General features: G+C 66.4%; 18 protein-coding genes. 9 read left to right on the forward strand and 9 right to left on the reverse strand.

Translation table 11 applies throughout. From position 1 onward, the window contains the following. Positions 1-434 precede the first annotated feature (434 nt). Together C7H84_RS20730 and C7H84_RS20735 are read left to right on the forward strand one after the other, a co-directional pair. A complete protein-coding gene (locus tag C7H84_RS20730) occupies positions 435-794 on the forward strand; it encodes a hypothetical protein (protein WP_240462061.1) in 360 nt (119 codons plus the stop codon). 164 nt (positions 795-958) lie between these two features. Next, the gene (locus tag C7H84_RS20735; protein ID WP_121860542.1) at positions 959-1,459 is read left to right on the forward strand and encodes a dihydrofolate reductase; all 501 of its coding nucleotides are present in this window, start codon (positions 959-961) and stop codon (positions 1,457-1,459) included. Positions 1,460-1,542: 83 nt separating this feature from the next. Here the strand turns inward: C7H84_RS20735 and pmbA are convergent, their stop codons facing one another. Continuing rightward, complete coding sequence (gene pmbA, locus C7H84_RS20740; RefSeq protein WP_014897696.1) at positions 1,543-2,913, reverse strand: metalloprotease PmbA; 1,371 nt, start codon at positions 2,911-2,913, stop codon at positions 1,543-1,545. Positions 2,914-3,039: 126 nt separating this feature from the next. On the opposite strand from pmbA, the gene yjgA reads away from it, so the two are divergent. Both yjgA and mog read left to right on the forward strand, forming a co-directional pair. Continuing rightward, positions 3,040-3,645, forward strand: coding sequence for a ribosome biogenesis factor YjgA (yjgA, locus tag C7H84_RS20745; protein ID WP_276208410.1), 606 nt, complete (start codon positions 3,040-3,042; stop codon positions 3,643-3,645). Then, complete coding sequence (gene mog / locus C7H84_RS20750) at positions 3,629-4,237, forward strand: molybdopterin adenylyltransferase (RefSeq protein WP_121860544.1); 609 nt, start codon at positions 3,629-3,631, stop codon at positions 4,235-4,237. The genes yjgA and mog overlap by 17 nt, the downstream gene beginning before the upstream one ends. Before the next feature lie 58 nt (positions 4,238-4,295). Here mog and orn read toward each other — a convergent pair whose 3' ends face one another. Next, positions 4,296-4,916 (reverse strand): oligoribonuclease, encoded by a 621-nt coding sequence (gene orn / locus C7H84_RS20755; protein ID WP_121860545.1) that lies wholly within the window; start codon positions 4,914-4,916, stop codon positions 4,296-4,298. 125 nt (positions 4,917-5,041) lie between these two features. Here orn and C7H84_RS20760 point away from each other — a divergent pair, with 125 nt between their 5' ends. The 3 genes from C7H84_RS20760 to C7H84_RS20770 are packed head-to-tail and all read left to right on the forward strand — an operon-like array spanning position 5,042 to position 7,610. Further along, a complete protein-coding gene (locus tag C7H84_RS20760; protein WP_121860709.1) occupies positions 5,042-6,301 on the forward strand; it encodes a M48 family metallopeptidase in 1,260 nt (419 codons plus the stop codon). After that, complete coding sequence (rsgA, locus tag C7H84_RS20765) at positions 6,298-7,239, forward strand: ribosome small subunit-dependent GTPase A (protein WP_121860546.1); 942 nt, start codon at positions 6,298-6,300, stop codon at positions 7,237-7,239. The genes C7H84_RS20760 and rsgA overlap by 4 nt, the downstream gene beginning before the upstream one ends. 53 nt (positions 7,240-7,292) lie before the next feature. Next, the gene (locus C7H84_RS20770) at positions 7,293-7,610 is read left to right on the forward strand and encodes a DUF2007 domain-containing protein (RefSeq protein ID WP_121860547.1); all 318 of its coding nucleotides are present in this window, start codon (positions 7,293-7,295) and stop codon (positions 7,608-7,610) included. Positions 7,611-7,696: 86 nt separating this feature from the next. On the opposite strand, the gene C7H84_RS20775 is transcribed toward C7H84_RS20770, so the two are convergent. The 6 genes from C7H84_RS20775 to rpsP form a co-directional block, all read right to left on the reverse strand. Next, positions 7,697-8,635 carry a CobD/CbiB family protein gene (locus C7H84_RS20775; RefSeq protein WP_121860548.1) on the reverse strand — a complete coding sequence of 313 codons (939 nt, stop codon included), beginning with the start codon at positions 8,633-8,635 and terminating at the stop codon, positions 7,697-7,699. A 120-nt stretch (positions 8,636-8,755) separates the two neighbouring features. Then, the gene (locus C7H84_RS20780) at positions 8,756-9,442 is read right to left on the reverse strand and encodes a CoA pyrophosphatase (protein ID WP_121860549.1); all 687 of its coding nucleotides are present in this window, start codon (positions 9,440-9,442) and stop codon (positions 8,756-8,758) included. Positions 9,443-9,529: 87 nt separating this feature from the next. Next, positions 9,530-9,922, reverse strand: a complete 393-nt coding sequence (gene rplS, locus C7H84_RS20785) for a 50S ribosomal protein L19 (RefSeq protein ID WP_011883860.1) — start codon at positions 9,920-9,922, stop codon at positions 9,530-9,532. 133 nt (positions 9,923-10,055) lie between these two features. Continuing rightward, positions 10,056-10,850, reverse strand: coding sequence for a tRNA (guanosine(37)-N1)-methyltransferase TrmD (trmD, locus tag C7H84_RS20790; protein WP_121860550.1), 795 nt, complete (start codon positions 10,848-10,850; stop codon positions 10,056-10,058). After that, complete coding sequence (gene rimM, locus C7H84_RS20795) at positions 10,850-11,527, reverse strand: ribosome maturation factor RimM (RefSeq protein WP_121860551.1); 678 nt, start codon at positions 11,525-11,527, stop codon at positions 10,850-10,852. Before rimM ends, trmD begins: the two co-directional genes overlap by 1 nt. A gap of 42 nt (positions 11,528-11,569) precedes the next feature. Continuing rightward, on the reverse strand, positions 11,570-11,824 hold the full coding sequence (gene rpsP, locus C7H84_RS20800; RefSeq protein WP_006476550.1) for a 30S ribosomal protein S16: 255 nt from the start codon (positions 11,822-11,824) through the stop codon (positions 11,570-11,572). Positions 11,825-11,977: 153 nt separating this feature from the next. Between rpsP and C7H84_RS20805 the strand changes: the two genes are divergently transcribed. Beyond that, positions 11,978-13,117: a PQQ-dependent sugar dehydrogenase gene (locus tag C7H84_RS20805; RefSeq protein WP_121860552.1), complete on the forward strand. Its 1,140-nt coding sequence runs from the start codon at positions 11,978-11,980 to the stop codon at positions 13,115-13,117. A gap of 109 nt (positions 13,118-13,226) precedes the next feature. Then, positions 13,227-13,694 (forward strand): TM2 domain-containing protein, encoded by a 468-nt coding sequence (locus C7H84_RS20810; RefSeq protein ID WP_121860553.1) that lies wholly within the window; start codon positions 13,227-13,229, stop codon positions 13,692-13,694. 18 nt (positions 13,695-13,712) lie between these two features. Here the strand turns inward: C7H84_RS20810 and C7H84_RS20815 are convergent, their stop codons facing one another. Beyond that, complete coding sequence (locus C7H84_RS20815) at positions 13,713-14,891, reverse strand: PA0069 family radical SAM protein (protein ID WP_121860554.1); 1,179 nt, start codon at positions 14,889-14,891, stop codon at positions 13,713-13,715. Between the last annotated feature and the right edge of the window lie 37 nt (positions 14,892-14,928).

The following is a 14,928-nucleotide window of genomic DNA, read 5'->3' on the forward strand; positions in this document are numbered from 1 at the left end:
CGATTGCCGCACACGCCGATTCGCGTGCAAAAGGATCGAACCGGGTCAGCCGAAGCGGCTCGATTCGCCATGCCGATGCGCAGCGACGACAAAGCCTCGCACGATGGCGCTTATCTCGCGTCGAGTTATTTTTTTTGTTCAAGACTGCTTGGTTATAGGCGCTGAATGCGACAAACGAATTGCAGCGCGCATGGGCGAGCGGTCGAATCGCCCGGCGGTCGACTTGGATCAATCGTCTGCACATACCGCCTGCATGGAGACCCGTACCTGCATCGACACACGCGCCGATTTTCATCCTTGCAGCGTATCGATTGAATCCGCAGTACTCCCAAGCCCCTCCGTTTCAAGCCTGAAACATTTCCCGGTGTTTTTGCGCGCGACTCGCGACACGTGCCCGCGAATCGCAGGCGCGACAACGCTTGTCGCGCGATGGCATGCATTTCGCTGAATGCAGGACCGCATCGGAGCAAGCAATCATGCACAAACCAATTTTTCTTTCCGTCCTGCAGACGGTCATTGCACTCTCGGCGGCCTTTCCGTACATCTCGATACGTGCAGACGAAAGCGTGACGCACGAACGCACGGCGGAGTTCGCCGACAGTACGTCGCGCATGCAGCGGAACAACGGCTTCGGCATCGTGCCCGTCACGGTGCCGAAGCCGCATTCCGCCGACAAGGCGTCGGTCACACTGTGGGACGAAATCGTCCCACCGTCGCCGCTTCCGATGCCGATCCCGCTGTCGCCTCCCGGGAACGGGCAGCATGCGATGGAAGGCAAGCGCACCTATCAATGATACGCAAGCGAAACCGCACGCTCGCCAATTGATGAGGACGCCAAATTTAATCGGTGCGCAGGCGCGCCGGAACGCCGCCCAGCCTACGCATTCGCAACGCGGCAGCTACGCACCGCCGTTCCGGTAGAATCGGCGCCATTCCGGTTCTATTCTTCCCGACCTTCATGACGACGTTGACCCTGATCGTCGCGCGCGCCCGCAACGGCATCATCGGCCGCGACAACCAGTTGCCCTGGAAACTTCCCGAGGACCTCGCGTTCTTCAAGCGCACGACGATGGGCGCGCCGATCGTGATGGGCCGCAAGACCCACGAGTCGATCGGCCGGCCGCTGCCGGGCCGCCGCAACATCGTCGTCACGCGCGATGCGGCGCGCCGCTTCGACGGCTGCGACACCGTCACGTCGCTCGCCGACGCGCTCGCGCTCGCCGCGCGCGACGGCGTGGCCGAAGCGTTCCTGATCGGCGGCGCGCAGCTCTATGCGGAAGGCCTCGTGCTCGCCGACAAGCTGATCGTCACCGAGATCGACGCGGACTTCGACGGCGATGCGTCGTTCCCGGCGCCCGATCCCGCGCACTGGCGCGAAGTGTCGCGCGACGCGCACCAGGCCGCCGCGCCGAACACGTTCGGCTATGCGTTCGTCGTGTACGAACGCAAGCGCGGCTGACACGCCGCACGCGATAAAAAAGCCCGACCGGCTCATACGCGCCGGTCGGGCTTTTTGTTTTCTCGCGGCCGATGCCGCGCGGCTTACTGCCCGGCGATCGTCATCTGCTCGATCAGTACCGAGCCCGTTTCCTTCGTGCCGCGCACGATCGAATCCGCGCCGATCGCGACGATGTGCCGGAACATCTCCTGCAGCGTGCTCGCGACGGTAATTTCCTCGACCGGATACTGGATCACGCCGTTCTCGACCCAGAAGCCTGCCGCGCCGCGCGAATAATCGCCGGTCACGTAGTTCACGCCCTGCCCCATCAGCTCGGTCAGCAACAGGCCCGTGCCGAGCTTCTTCAGCATTGCATCGAAGTCGTCGCCGGGCTGCGTGTTCGAGCTGCGCAGCGCGAGGTTGTGCGAGCCGCCCGCGTTGCCGGTCGTCTGCGTGCCGAGCTTGCGTGCCGAATAGGTCGACAGGAAGTAGCCTTCGACGACACCGTCGTTGACGACGCTGCGCGCGCGCGTGCGCACACCTTCCTCGTCGAACGGCGCGCTGCCCATCGCGCGCGGCACGTGCGGATCCTCGACGACCTGGACGTGCGGTGCGAACACCGGCTTGCCGAGGCTGTCGACGAGGAACGACGTCTTGCGGTACAGCGCGCCGCCGCTCACTGCCTGCACGAATGCGCCGAGCAGGCCGGCCGCGAGCGGCGCCTCGAACAGCACGGGCACCTTGCGGGTATCGAGGCGGCGGGCACCCATCCGCGCGAGCGCACGCTCGGCCGCGTAGCGCCCGACGGCTTCCGGCGCCGCAAGGTCGACCGCGCTGCGCTTCGACGAATACCAGTCGTCGCGCTGCATGTGACGGCCGCTGCCGGCGATCGGCGCGCACGCGATGTAGTGGCGCGAGTACGGGTAGCCGGCGAGGAAGCCGCGCGACGTCGCGAGCACGAACTGCGAATGCTGCGCCGACACGCTCGCGCCTTCCGAGTTGCGGATCTGCGGGCTGACCGCGAACGCGGCGTCTTCCGCGCGGCGGGCGAGCTCGACGGCCTCGTCGGCCGTCAGCGCCCACGGGTGATACAGGTCGAGGTCGCGCGGGTCGGTTTCGAGCAGTTCCGCTTCGGCGAGGCCGGCTGCGTCGTCCTCGGCCGTGAAGCGCGCGATGTTGTACGCGGCGGCGACGGTGTCCTTGATCGCGGCCGGCGAGAAGTCCGACGTGCTCGCGTTGCCGCGCTTCTTGCCGATGAACACCGTCACGCCGACCATCTTGTCGCGGTTGTGTTCGATCGTCTCGACCTCGCCGCGGCGCACCGACACCGACAGGCCGTCGCCTTCGGATATTTCGGTTGCGGCGTCCGACGCGCCGAGCGCCTTCGCGTGGCGAAGGATGTCCGAGGCGATTTCTTTGAGCTGGTCCTGCGTGTGCGGGAAATAGCGCGCTTGTACGTCGAGATTGGCTGCCATCGTCTTGGTATCCGGTGGCGGGCGGGCGCCCGCATGTTCAAAATGTTGCGTATCCCGCGATCATAGCAAGGTCCGGGGCCGGATACCGACAAGCTTGGGGGTCCGCGCCGCGATACAATGCCGCCCATGACACGCAAAACCCGAATCCAGCCGATCGAGCATGCCGTCGAAGACGACGACAACGGCTACGATCGCCCCAGCAAATCCCAGTTGAAGCGCGAGATGCACGAGCTGCAGGTGCTCGGCCAGGCGCTCGTCGACCTGCCGAAGGATGCGCTCAAGCGCATGCCGATGCCCGAAAGCCTCGCGGACGCCGTTCGCGAGGCGCGCCGGATCACCGATCACGAAGGCAAGCGCCGCCAGCTCCAGTACGTCGGCCGCGTGATGCGCTCGCTGACCGACGAGGAAACGGCCGCCCTGCGCACCGCGCTCGACGCCCAGCGCGGCGTGAACAAGGCCGCCACGGCCCGCCTGCACTGGATCGAGCGCACGCGCGAACAGCTGCTCGCGAACGACGACGCGCTCACCGAGTTCCTCCGCCAGCACCCCGACGCCGACATCCAGGAAGGCCGCACGCTGATCCGCAACGCACGCAAGGAAGCGCAGCAAGCCAAGCCGCCGCGCTATTTCCGCGAGCTGTTCCAGTGGATCAAGACCGCGAGCGGCACGGCTGACGCGGACGCCGACGACGCACCGGACGACGCCGAAGACGACCATGACGACGAAGCGTAACCACCCGGACGAGCTCGTGGTCGGCCTCGTGTCGATCAGCGACCGCGCCAGCACGGGCGTCTACGAGGACAAGGGGATTCCGGCGCTGCAGGAATGGCTCGCCGGCGCGCTTCGCTCGCCGTGGCGCGCCGAAACCCGGCTGATCCAGGACGACGCGCCGACGATCTCGGCCACGCTGATCGAACTCGTCGACGTCGCCGGCTGCGACCTGGTGCTGACGACCGGCGGCACGGGCCCCGCGCGCCGCGACGTGACGCCGGAGGCCACGCTGGCCGTGGCGACGAAGGAAATGCCCGGATTCGGCGAACAGATGCGGCAGATCAGCCTGAATTTCGTGCCGACCGCGATCCTGTCGCGGCAGGTCGCGGTAATTCGCGAGAGCGCCGACCATGCGGCGCTGATCATCAACCTGCCCGGCCAGCCGAAATCGATCCGGGAAACGCTCGAAGGGCTGCGCGACGCCGACGGCAAGTCGACCGTGCCCGGCATCTTCGCGGCGGTGCCCTACTGCATCGACCTGATCGGCGGCCCGTACATCGAGACCGACGACGCGGTGGTCGCGGCGTTCCGGCCGAAGAGCGCGCGGCGCTGAGCGCACCGGGCGCCTGTCGAGCGCCCGCCCGCTCAGGCAGGTCGCTCAGGCAGGTCGCTCAGGCAGCCGGCGCGGACTCCCCTGCCGGTGCCGACGCGGCCGGAATCAGGAAATGCTCGCGGTAGTACTTCAGCTCGTCGATCGACTCGTGGATGTCCGCGAGCGCCGTATGCATCGCACGCTTCTGGAAACCCTTGTAGATCGCCGGCTGCCAGCGGCGGCACAGCTCCTTGAGCGTGCTGACGTCGAGGTTGCGATAGTGGAAGAACCGCTCGAATTCGGGCATCCAGCGCGCCATGAAGCGGCGATCCTGGCAGATCGAGTTGCCGCACATCGGCGACTTGCCGGGCGACACGTACTGCGCGAGGAACGCCTGCAGCTGCGCGGCGGCGTCCGCCTCGGTCACGGTCGACGCGCGCACGCGGTCGATCAGCCCCGAACGGCCGTGCGTCGACTTGTTCCAGTCGTCCATCTTCGCGAGCGTTTCGTCGCTCTGGTGGATCGCGAACACGGGGCCTTCCACGGCGATGTCGAGCGTGGAATTGGTCACGACGACCGCGATTTCGATGATGCGGTCGTTATCCGGGTCGAGGCCCGTCATCTCCATGTCGAGCCAGACGAGGTTCAACTCGTTGCGCACGAGCGCGGGCTGGCAGGCGGAAGCGGCGGTATCGGTCATGAGTCATCCTGGAAAATGGCGGACGGGGCTCGCCGATGCGGCACCGCCCGGGCGGCCGGCAACGCGTGAGCGGGCCCGGTCCGCAAGAACATATAATTCTCGCATAGAACCCTTTGGCGCCTTCGATGTCACCCTTTTCGTTCACCCTGCTGTTCGCGATCGCCGTCCTCGCGATGGTCGTCACCAAGCTGTGGCTCGCGTCGCGGCAGATCCGCTTCGTCGCAGCGCACCGCAACGGTGTGCCCGCGCAGTTCAGCGCCACCATCCCGCTGACCGCCCACCAGCGCGCGGCCGACTACACGGTCGAGCGCACGCGGCTCGCGATGCTCGAGATCGTCGTCAGCGCGGCCGTGCTGGTCGGCCTCACGCTGCTCGGCGGCGTCGGCGCGCTCGACACGCTGCTGACCGGCTGGTTCGGCCGCGGCTACGGGCAGCAGGTCGCGCTCGTCGCCGCCGTGCTCGTGATCACGGGCGTGATCGACGTGCCGTTCGAGTACTACCGCCAGTTCGGGATCGAGCAGCGGTTCGGCTTCAACCGGATGACCAAGCGCCTGTTCTTCACCGACATGCTGAAAAACACGCTGCTCGGCGCCGTGCTCGGCCTGCCGCTGCTGTTCGTCGTGCTGTGGCTGATGAACCAGGCCGGCAGCCTGTGGTGGCTGTGGACCTGGGTCGTCTGGGTCGCCTTCCAGATGCTCGTGCTGCTGATCTACCCGACCTTCATCGCGCCGATCTTCAACAAGTTCGAACCGCTGAAGGACGAAGCGCTGCGCGCGCGCATCGAGTCGCTGATGAAACGGTGCGGCTTCGCGGCGAAGGGCCTGTTCGTGATGGACGGCAGCCGCCGTTCCGCGCACGGCAACGCGTATTTCACGGGCTTCGGCGCATCGAAGCGGATCGTGTTCTTCGACACGCTGCTCGCGCGGCTGTCCGGCCAGGAAATCGAGGCCGTGCTCGCGCACGAACTCGGCCATTTCAAGCGCCGCCACGTGATGAAGCGGATGCTGGTGTCGTTCGTGCTGAGCCTCGTGCTGCTCGCGCTGCTCGGCTGGCTCGCGCAGCGCACGTGGTTCTACACGGGGCTCGGCGTCACGCCGTCGCTCGACACGAGCAACGCGGGCGCCGCGCTCGTGCTGTTCTTCCTCGCGATTCCGGTGTTCCTGTTCTTCGCGACGCCGTTCAACAGCCTCACGTCGCGCAAGCACGAATTCGAGGCCGACGCGTTCGCCGCCAGCCAGACCGACGCGCAGGATCTCGTCAGCGCGCTCGTGAAGCTCTACGAGGACAACGCGTCGACGCTCACACCCGATCCCGTCTACACGGCCTTCTACTACTCGCATCCGCCTGCATCGCAGCGGATCGACCGCCTGATGCAGCACGCATGAGCCGGCCGACCTCCCGCAAGCCGGCCCCGCGCGCATCGGGCGCGCCGCGAGTCGAAGGCCGCGTGATCGCGGCGCACGGTCGCCACTACATCGTCGCGCCCGACGACGGCGGCCCGATGCTGCAGTGCTTCCCGCGCGGCAAGAAAAGCGAGATCGCGGTCGGCGATCGCGTCGTGTACGAACAGGCGTCGGCCGACCAGGGCGTGATCGTCGAAATCGGCGAGCGGCGCAACCTGCTGTACCGCTCCGACCAGTTCAAGTCGAAGCTGTTCGCGGCCAATCTCGATCAGTTGCTGATCGTGCTCGCGACCGAGCCCTATTTCAGCGAGGACCTGCTCGGCCGCGCACTGATCGCGGCCGAAGCGAACGAGCTGAAGCCGCTCGTCGTGCTGAACAAGATCGACGTCGAAGCCGCGCTGCCGGTCGCCCGCGAGCGCCTCGCGCCGTACCGCGCGCTCGGCTACGACGTGCTCGAGCTGTCGGTGAAGGGCGCGCCCGACGATGCGCGTGCGCAGCTGATGCCGCACCTGGCCGGGCATTCGACGATCCTGCTCGGCCAGTCCGGGATGGGCAAGTCGACGCTCGTGAACCTGCTCGTGCCCGATGCCGAGGCCGCCACCCGCGAAATCTCGGCCGCGCTCAACAGCGGCCGCCACACGACGACGTTCACGCGCCTCTACCCGCTCGACGGCGGCGGCGCACTGATCGATTCGCCGGGTTTCCAGGAATTCGGCCTCTATCACCTGACGGAAGGCCGGCTCGAGCGCGCGTTTCCGGAATTCCGCCCGTTGCTCGCGGACTGCCGTTTCTATAATTGCCATCATCTGCAAGAGCCCGGCTGCGCGATTCTCGAAGCCGTCGCCGATGGCCGCATTGCGCCGTCGCGGCATGCGCTTTACGCGCAACTCGTACACGAGGCGAGCCAGATCGTCCGCTGACCCTACGGCGGACGAAAGGCGGCCGGCCCGGCCTTTTACCGACAGGAGCCGCGATGCGTTTCAGGGCCCCCGATCTCGCGACCGCGCAGCACTGGGCGAACGTACTGCAGGTCGCCGGCATCGGTTGCGAGCTGCATAACTGCTACGCGACCGGCGCGCTCGGCGGCTTGCCGGCCGATGCGTGCGCACCCGAGCTGTGGCTGGACGACGAGCGTGACGACGCGCTCGCGCGGCGGCTCCTCGATGCCGCGTCGCACGGCCCGTCGAGCGGTGCGGCGCCGTGGCGCTGCCGCCAGTGCGGCGAGGCACTCGAGGCGCAGTTCACCTGCTGCTGGCAATGCGGCGCCGTACGCGATCCGCTCGACGACTGAACGCCCTGCGCTGTCGCACAGCAAAAAGGCCGGCATCGAGCCGGCCTTCTCATTTCATCGGGTGCCGCGGTAACGCGTCATGAGCGTCATGACACCCACACCGCCAGCGTCAGCATCAGCAGCAGGATCATCCACAGGATCACCGCGCGCCACACCAGGCCGACCGCCGACTGCAGCGTGCGCGGCGTGCAGTCGTCACCGACCGTCAGCGGGCCGCTGTCGCCGACCGCCAGCGCGTCGAGGCTCGACGGTTCCGCGAGCGGCCCCGCGAGGCGCGCGCCGAGCGCGCCGCTACCGGCCGCGAGCAGCACACCGTCGTTCGGGTCGGGCCACTGGCGCGTGTGATTGCGCCACGCGTAGATCGCGTCCTCGAAGTTGCCGACGATCGCGAAGCCGAGCGCGGTCAGTCGCGACGGAATCCAGTCGATCACGAAGAACGCGCGCTGCGCGAACGTCGAGAACGCGGCCGTGCGATCGTCGCCCGGCGTCGACCAGCTGCGCGCGAGATATTCGGAGATACGGTACAGCACCGCGCCGGCCGGCCCGATCGGCAGCACGTACCAGAAGAACACGCCGAACACGTGGCGATGCGATGCAACGACCGCATGAATCAGCGTATGGCGGACGATTTCGCCGACCGGCATGTCGACCGTGTCGACGCCCGTCCATTCGCGCAGGACCTCGCGCGCGCGCGGCACGTCGTCGTTGTTGAGCGCGAGATGGATGTCGGTGAAGTAATGGCTGAACTGGCGGAAGCCGAGCGTGAAATACACGACGACGACGTTCCAGATGAACGCGAGCACGAAGCTCACCTTGTACAGCAGGAAGTAGATCAGCGCGACGACCAGCACCCACGGCAGCACGACCGCGAGCCATGCGAGCACGCCATGTTTTTGCTTGCCGGCGTCCAGGCCATGCGCGACGGTTTCCGCATGAAACTGGAACAGTGCGAACACCGGATTGCTCGGCGACAACGCGCGGACCTGTTCGATGATGAGAGCGAGGAGAACCGAAAAGAAAGTCATGCGTGGCGCCGTCTTCGGAGTTATGTCATTTTTTGCATAACGATAGCACAGCGTAAGCAGCGCATGGCTGCCGGTGCGACGGGTCGGGCGCCGGCCGTGCGCGCGGGACCGGGCGCGAGGTTATCCGGCTGCCAAGAAGCGGTACAGATTGCGCAACATGCCGGCAGTTGCGCCCCAGATGAAGTAATGCCCGGTTGATTCGCCATTGGGATAGGGCATCGCAAAAAAACGACGCTCGCCGCCTTCCCAGCGGAACACGCGCACCTGGTGGTTCGCGGGACTCATCAGGAACGCGAGCGGCACCTCGAAAATCTCGGCGACTTCGAACGTATCGGCCTGCACGGTGAACGGCGGATGCACGAGCGCCACGACGGGCGTCACGCGGAAGCCGGTTCCCGTCAGGTAGTCGGGCAACGCGCCGAGCACTTCGACGGGTTCGGCAGCCAGTCCGATTTCTTCCTTCGCCTCGCGCAACGCCGTTGCGGTCGCATCGCGGTCGAACGGCTCCCGGCGGCCGCCGGGGAAGCTGATTTGTCCGGCATGATCGTTCAGGTGATCGGCGCGCTGCGTCAGCAGCACGGTGAGACCGGTCTCGCGCACGACGAGCGGCACGAGCACGGCGGCGCTGCGCGGATCGACGCCCTCCTGCAATCGCACTTCGTCGGGTTCGACGCTCCATTCGAGCGTTCGCGCAAACCGCTCGCGCAACCCGGGCGGCGTCATCAGCCGGGCATCGAGGGACGGCAGGCCGGCGCCGGTGCCTTCGACCGGCAGCACTTCGGGATCAATGATGGGGCGGCGATTCAATGGGGCTCTCGGGTTCGTGACGTATCGAGCATATTGTCGCGCCAGAATGAAAAAAGCACCCGGGTGGGTGCTTTTTCCTTACAGCTCTTACTCTTGGGAAGCTGCTGCGGTGCGATCCTTCGACACCAGCTTTTCCTTGATTCGAGCCGACTTGCCCGAACGCTCGCGCAGGTAGTAAAGCTTTGCACGACGCACATCACCGCGACGCTTCACGACGATGCTCGCCAGCAGCGGCGAGTAGGTCTGGAACGTACGCTCGACGCCTTCGCCCGACGAAATCTTGCGGACGATGAAGTTCGAGTTCAGGCCACGGTTGCGAATCGCGATCACGACGCCTTCGTAAGCCTGAACGCGCTTGCGGTTACCTTCAACCACGTTCACGTTCACGATCACCGTGTCGCCCGGGGCGAATTCGGGGATCGTCTTGCCGGCGAGCGCGCGCTCGATCTCTTCCTGCTCAAGTTTTGCAATCAGATTCATCACTGACTCCTAAAGCCATCTTGTCGGCGTTTGCACCCGCCCGTTTCCAGGCCCGGCCCCGATAGAGGATGGATTTACATCAGGCGCCGCGCACGCATGCACGGCACCGCCATTTCCCGCCCGCGACGCCGCCTCAGGAGGCGTTCTTCGCTTCGCGTGCGAGGTTCGCAAGCCACGCCTCGTCGGCCCGGCTCAACAACTTCTCGCGGCGCGCCCGGACGATCAGGTCCGGCCGCTTCCGCAACGTATTCTTCAATGCTTCCTGGCGCCGCCACTTCTCGATCTCGGCATGATGCCCGCCGAGCAGCACGTCCGGCACGCGCATCCCCTCGTATTCCTCGGGGCGCGTGTAGTGCGGACAATCGAGCAGCCCGTCGGCGAAGCTATCCTGCACGGCCGACTGCGCATCGTTCAGCACACCGGGCAACAGTCGCACGACGGCATCCATCATCGCCATCGCCGGCAGTTCGCCGCCGGACAGAACGAAATCGCCGAGACTGATTTCCTCGTCGACACAACGATCGAGCAGCCGCTGATCGATCGCCTCGTAGCGGCCGCACAGCACGATTACACCGGGCTCCTGCGCCATCCGCACCGCACGTTCGTGCGTGAACGGCGCACCTTGCGGCGACATCATCACCACACGCGTGCTCGCGACACCCTGCTCCGCCTGCGCTGCTTTCGCAGCACCGATCGCGGCCTCGAGCGGCCTGGCCAGCATCACCATGCCGGGACCACCGCCGTACGGACGATCATCGACCGTGCGGTAGTTGTCCGTCGTGAAATCACGCGGGTTCCAGGTGCGCAACCCGAAGCGCTCCTGCTTCACGGCCCGGCTGGTGATACCCCAGTCGGTCAGTGCGCGGAACATTTCGGGAAAGAGCGTGACGACGTCGAACTGCACCGCGCCCTGCGTAACCTGGTTCATTAGTAATCGGCTTCCCAGTCGACGACGATGCGACGTGCTGCCTGATCCACCGTCTTGACGTAAACGCCGACAAACGGAATCAGCCGTTCGTCGGTGGTCGGCTGACCATCCTTGCCGACTGCCGGATACGCGACGCGCATGATCGAATGCACGCCGTTGTCGATCATCCCGCTCACCGTCCCGAGCGCCACCGATTGCTCGTTGACGACTTCGAGACCGATCAGGTCGACCCAATAGAATTCGTCCGCGTCCAGTGCCGGGAAATCTTCCCGGCGCACGAACACGCGAAAGCCGCGCAAAGCCAGTGCGGCATCGCGGTCGCTGACACCCGCGGATTGCGCGACGACAGTGTCGCCGTGCGTCTTCGACTGCAGGATGCGGGCGGACAACCGCTCCCCACCCCGTTCCAGCCACCAGCGGCGCGCGTTGAGCAGCGCATCGCCGCCGCGACCGGCGTCGGCGTGCGTCGCCACCTTGACCCAGCCCTTCAGGCCATAGGCGTCGACCACCGCCCCGACCTCGACAGCATCGTCGGGCCAGGCTTGCACCGCTTCGAGACTGCCCTGCTCGGCAGCCGTACCGGCGCCCGCGACAGTGTCGCGCTCGACCGGTTTGCGGACGAATGCGCCAAACGACGCTCGCCCGCGCTTTGCGTTACCGGAATCGTGACCGGACATCAATGCTCCTTGCAGCCGGCACGACCGGCACACCGCGCCATGTTAGGCAGCCGGTTGCGCCTTTTGCGCTTCCTTCACGAGACGCTGGACGGTCGGCGACAGTTGCGCGCCAACACCTTGCCAGTACGTCAGACGATCCTGAGCGATACGGAGCGATTCGCCCTTCGTGGCGACCGGGTTGTAGAAGCCGACGCGTTCGATGAAGCGGCCGTCACGACGGTTGCGCGAATCGGTAGCAACGATGTTGTAGAACGGGCGCTTCTTCGAGCCGCCGCGAGCCAGACGGATGATAACCATATGAAATCCTTCGGGAAAACCGGGTTCGAAACTACTGAAACGTGCGATTATAGCCGGAAACCAAAGCCACAACAAACACTTACGCGCAAAAATTCCACGGGGGCCCTGTTCGCCGGGCATACAATCATTGTGTCCACGACGCTCCCCGCCGCCATGCCGCTCTCTCGCGTCGCTCCGGCGCGCCCCGCGCAGCACCGTCTCGCGGGCCTGCTGGCCGGCATCGTCACCTGCATTGCCGCCACCGCGGCTTGCGCCGCACCGCCGGTGGGCGAACTCGTCGTGCCGCCGGGCTTCCACGTCGACGTGCTGACCGACGCCGTGCCGAGCGCCCGCGAAATGGCGTGGTCGCCGCGCGGCATCCTGTATGTCGGCTCGCGGAAAGGCCGCGTACATGCGCTCGTGATGCATGAGGGCCGGATCACGGCCCGCTACGTGATCGCAACGGGGCTCGACATGCCCGTCGGCGTCGCGTATCGCGATGGCGCCCTCTATATCTCCGCCGTGTCGCGCATCCTGCGCGTGGACCACATCGACGATCAGCTCGCGAGGCCGCCGGCGCCGGCGGTCGTGACGGACGCGCTGCCGGCCGATCATCACCACGGCTGGAAATTCATCGCGTTCGGCCCCGACGGCAAACTGTACGTTCCGACGGGCGCACCATGCAACGTGTGCGTCGCCGATCGCGACCGCTACGCGATCATCGCACGCATGAACGCCGACGGCAGTGGCCGCGAAGTGTTCGCCCGCGGCGTGCGCAATACCGTCGGCTTCGCATGGCATCCCGATTCGGGCGAGCTGTGGTTCACCGACAACGGCCGCGACTTGATGGGCGACGACGTGCCCGACGACAAACTCAATCGCGCGCCGCGCGCGGGCCTCGATTTCGGTTTCCCTTACTGCCACGGCGGCGATACGCCCGACCCCGAATTCGGAAGCGCCGACGCGTGCCGCCGCTATGTGCCGCCCGCGCTGAAACTCGGCGCGCACGTCGCGGCACTCGGCATGCGCTTCTATACCGGGCCGATGTTTCCGGCGTCGTATCGCAACAACATCTTCATTGCCGAGCACGGCTCGTGGAATCGCAGCACGAAGGTCGGCTACCGCGTGATGCGGGCGGTGGTGTCGGCCGACGGCACCCACGCGCGCGAGACGCCGTTCATCACGGGCTGGCTGCGCGCGAACGGCACCGTGTGGGGACGCCCTGCCGACGTACTGCCGCTGCCGGACGGCTCGCTGCTCGTCAGCGACGACTACGCCGGCGCGATCTACCGCGTCACCTATGCGGCACCTTGACGCAGGCGACGGGTGACCGGGCCCGACCCGGCGTCGTAGAATGCGTGCCGGGCCGAGCGCCCCGCACCGGCCTGCCGGCCGCCATGCCAACGATAATCCGCCGCCATCCATGTCCAGCAGCACCGCACCGTCCCGCCGCTTTCGCTCCAAGACGCTCACCGCCGGCCTCGCGTTCCTGCTCGGTTCGCTCGGCGCGCATCGCTTCTACCTGTACGGCTTTCGCGACGTGTACGGCTGGGCGCATCTGCTCGCGACGATCGTCGGGATCCCGGGTTTCCTGCTGCTCGTCGCGACCCAGCGCACCGCCGGCCTCGGCTGGTGGCTCGCCGTGCCGGGCGCGATCTCGCTGCTGGCGGCGTTTCTCGCCGCGCTCGTCTATGGCCTGCGGCCCGACGAGAAATGGGACGCGCAGTTCAATGCCGATACGGGCAAGCACAGCCGGTCGGGCTGGACGGTGATCTTCATCGTGATCTTCTCGCTGCTGATCGGTGCGTTCCTGCTGATGACCGCGCTCGCGCTGTCGTTCCAGACGTATTTCGAATCGCAGGTCGAAGCGGCGAAGCAGATTTCGCAGTAAGCGCCGCGCGCGCGCCGGTCAGAACAGGCTCAACTGGAAGTCGTCGCGCTGCTTCACGCCGGTTGCGACCTTCGCCGTGCGCTGCACCGGCGCCCCGGCCGCCGGCGCCCCACGAAACTGCGACAGGTCGAGAATACCGTTCGTGCGCTCGTTGAGCCCCAGCCGCTTGACCGCCTGACGGAACCGCTGCCGCAACAGGTCGGCCCAGATCCCCTCGCCCTTCATCCGTTTCGAAAAATCGGCGTCGTAGTCCTTCCCGCCGCGCATGTCGCGCACGCGGTTCATCACGCGCTCCGCACGGTCGGGGAAATGCGCCGAAAGCCAGTTCTTGAACAGCGGCGCGACCTCCCACGGCAGCCGCAGCACGATGTAGCTCGCATGCGTCGCACCGGCTTCCGCACAGGCTTCCAGCACGCGCTCCATGTCCGGCTCGGTGACGAACGGGATCATCGGTGCAATGCTCACCCCCACCGGCACGCCGGCGTCGCGCAGCGCGCGGATCGTGCGCAGCCGGCGCGCGGGCGTCGCCGCACGCGGCTCGAGTGTGCGCGCGAGATCGGCGTCGAGCGTCGTGATCGTGACCGCGGCCATCACCTGCCCGCGTTCGGCCATCGGCGCGAGCAGATCGAGATCGCGCTCGATCAGCGACGATTTCGTGATCGCGGCGAACGGCAGCCCGCGATCGTGCATCACCTGGATCACGCTGCGCGTGATGCGCAGATCGCGCTCGACCGGCTGGTATGCGTCGGTATTGACGCCGAGCGCGATCGGCTCCGGCACGTAACGCTTGCGCGAAATCTCGCGCTCGAGCAGTTCGGCCGCGTTGACCTTCGCATAGATCCGGCTCTCGAAATCGAGCCCCGGCGACAGGCCGAGATAGCTGTGGGTCGGCCGCGCAAAGCAATAGATGCAGCCATGCTCGCAGCCGCGGTACGGATTGAGCGACACGCTGAACGGAATGTCCGGCGACTGGTTGTGCGTGAGGATGCTCTTCGCGCGCTCCTCGAACACTTGCGTGCGCAGCACGGCCGGCAGATCTGCATCGTCCGATTCGTGCGTCCAGCCGTCGTCGACCGCTTCGCGCAGCGCCGTTTCATAGCGCCCCTGGAGATTGTCGACCGCACCGCGCCCCTTGCGGGGCGCGGGCGGCGCTATCGGAAATTCGTTGTCGGACAGACCGTCCATGCGCTCACCCATTCGTCTGCACCCAATACTGTACATTTATACAGTATTG

Source organism: Burkholderia sp. Nafp2/4-1b (assembly GCF_003635165.1).
GTDB lineage: Bacteria > Pseudomonadota > Gammaproteobacteria > Burkholderiales > Burkholderiaceae > Burkholderia.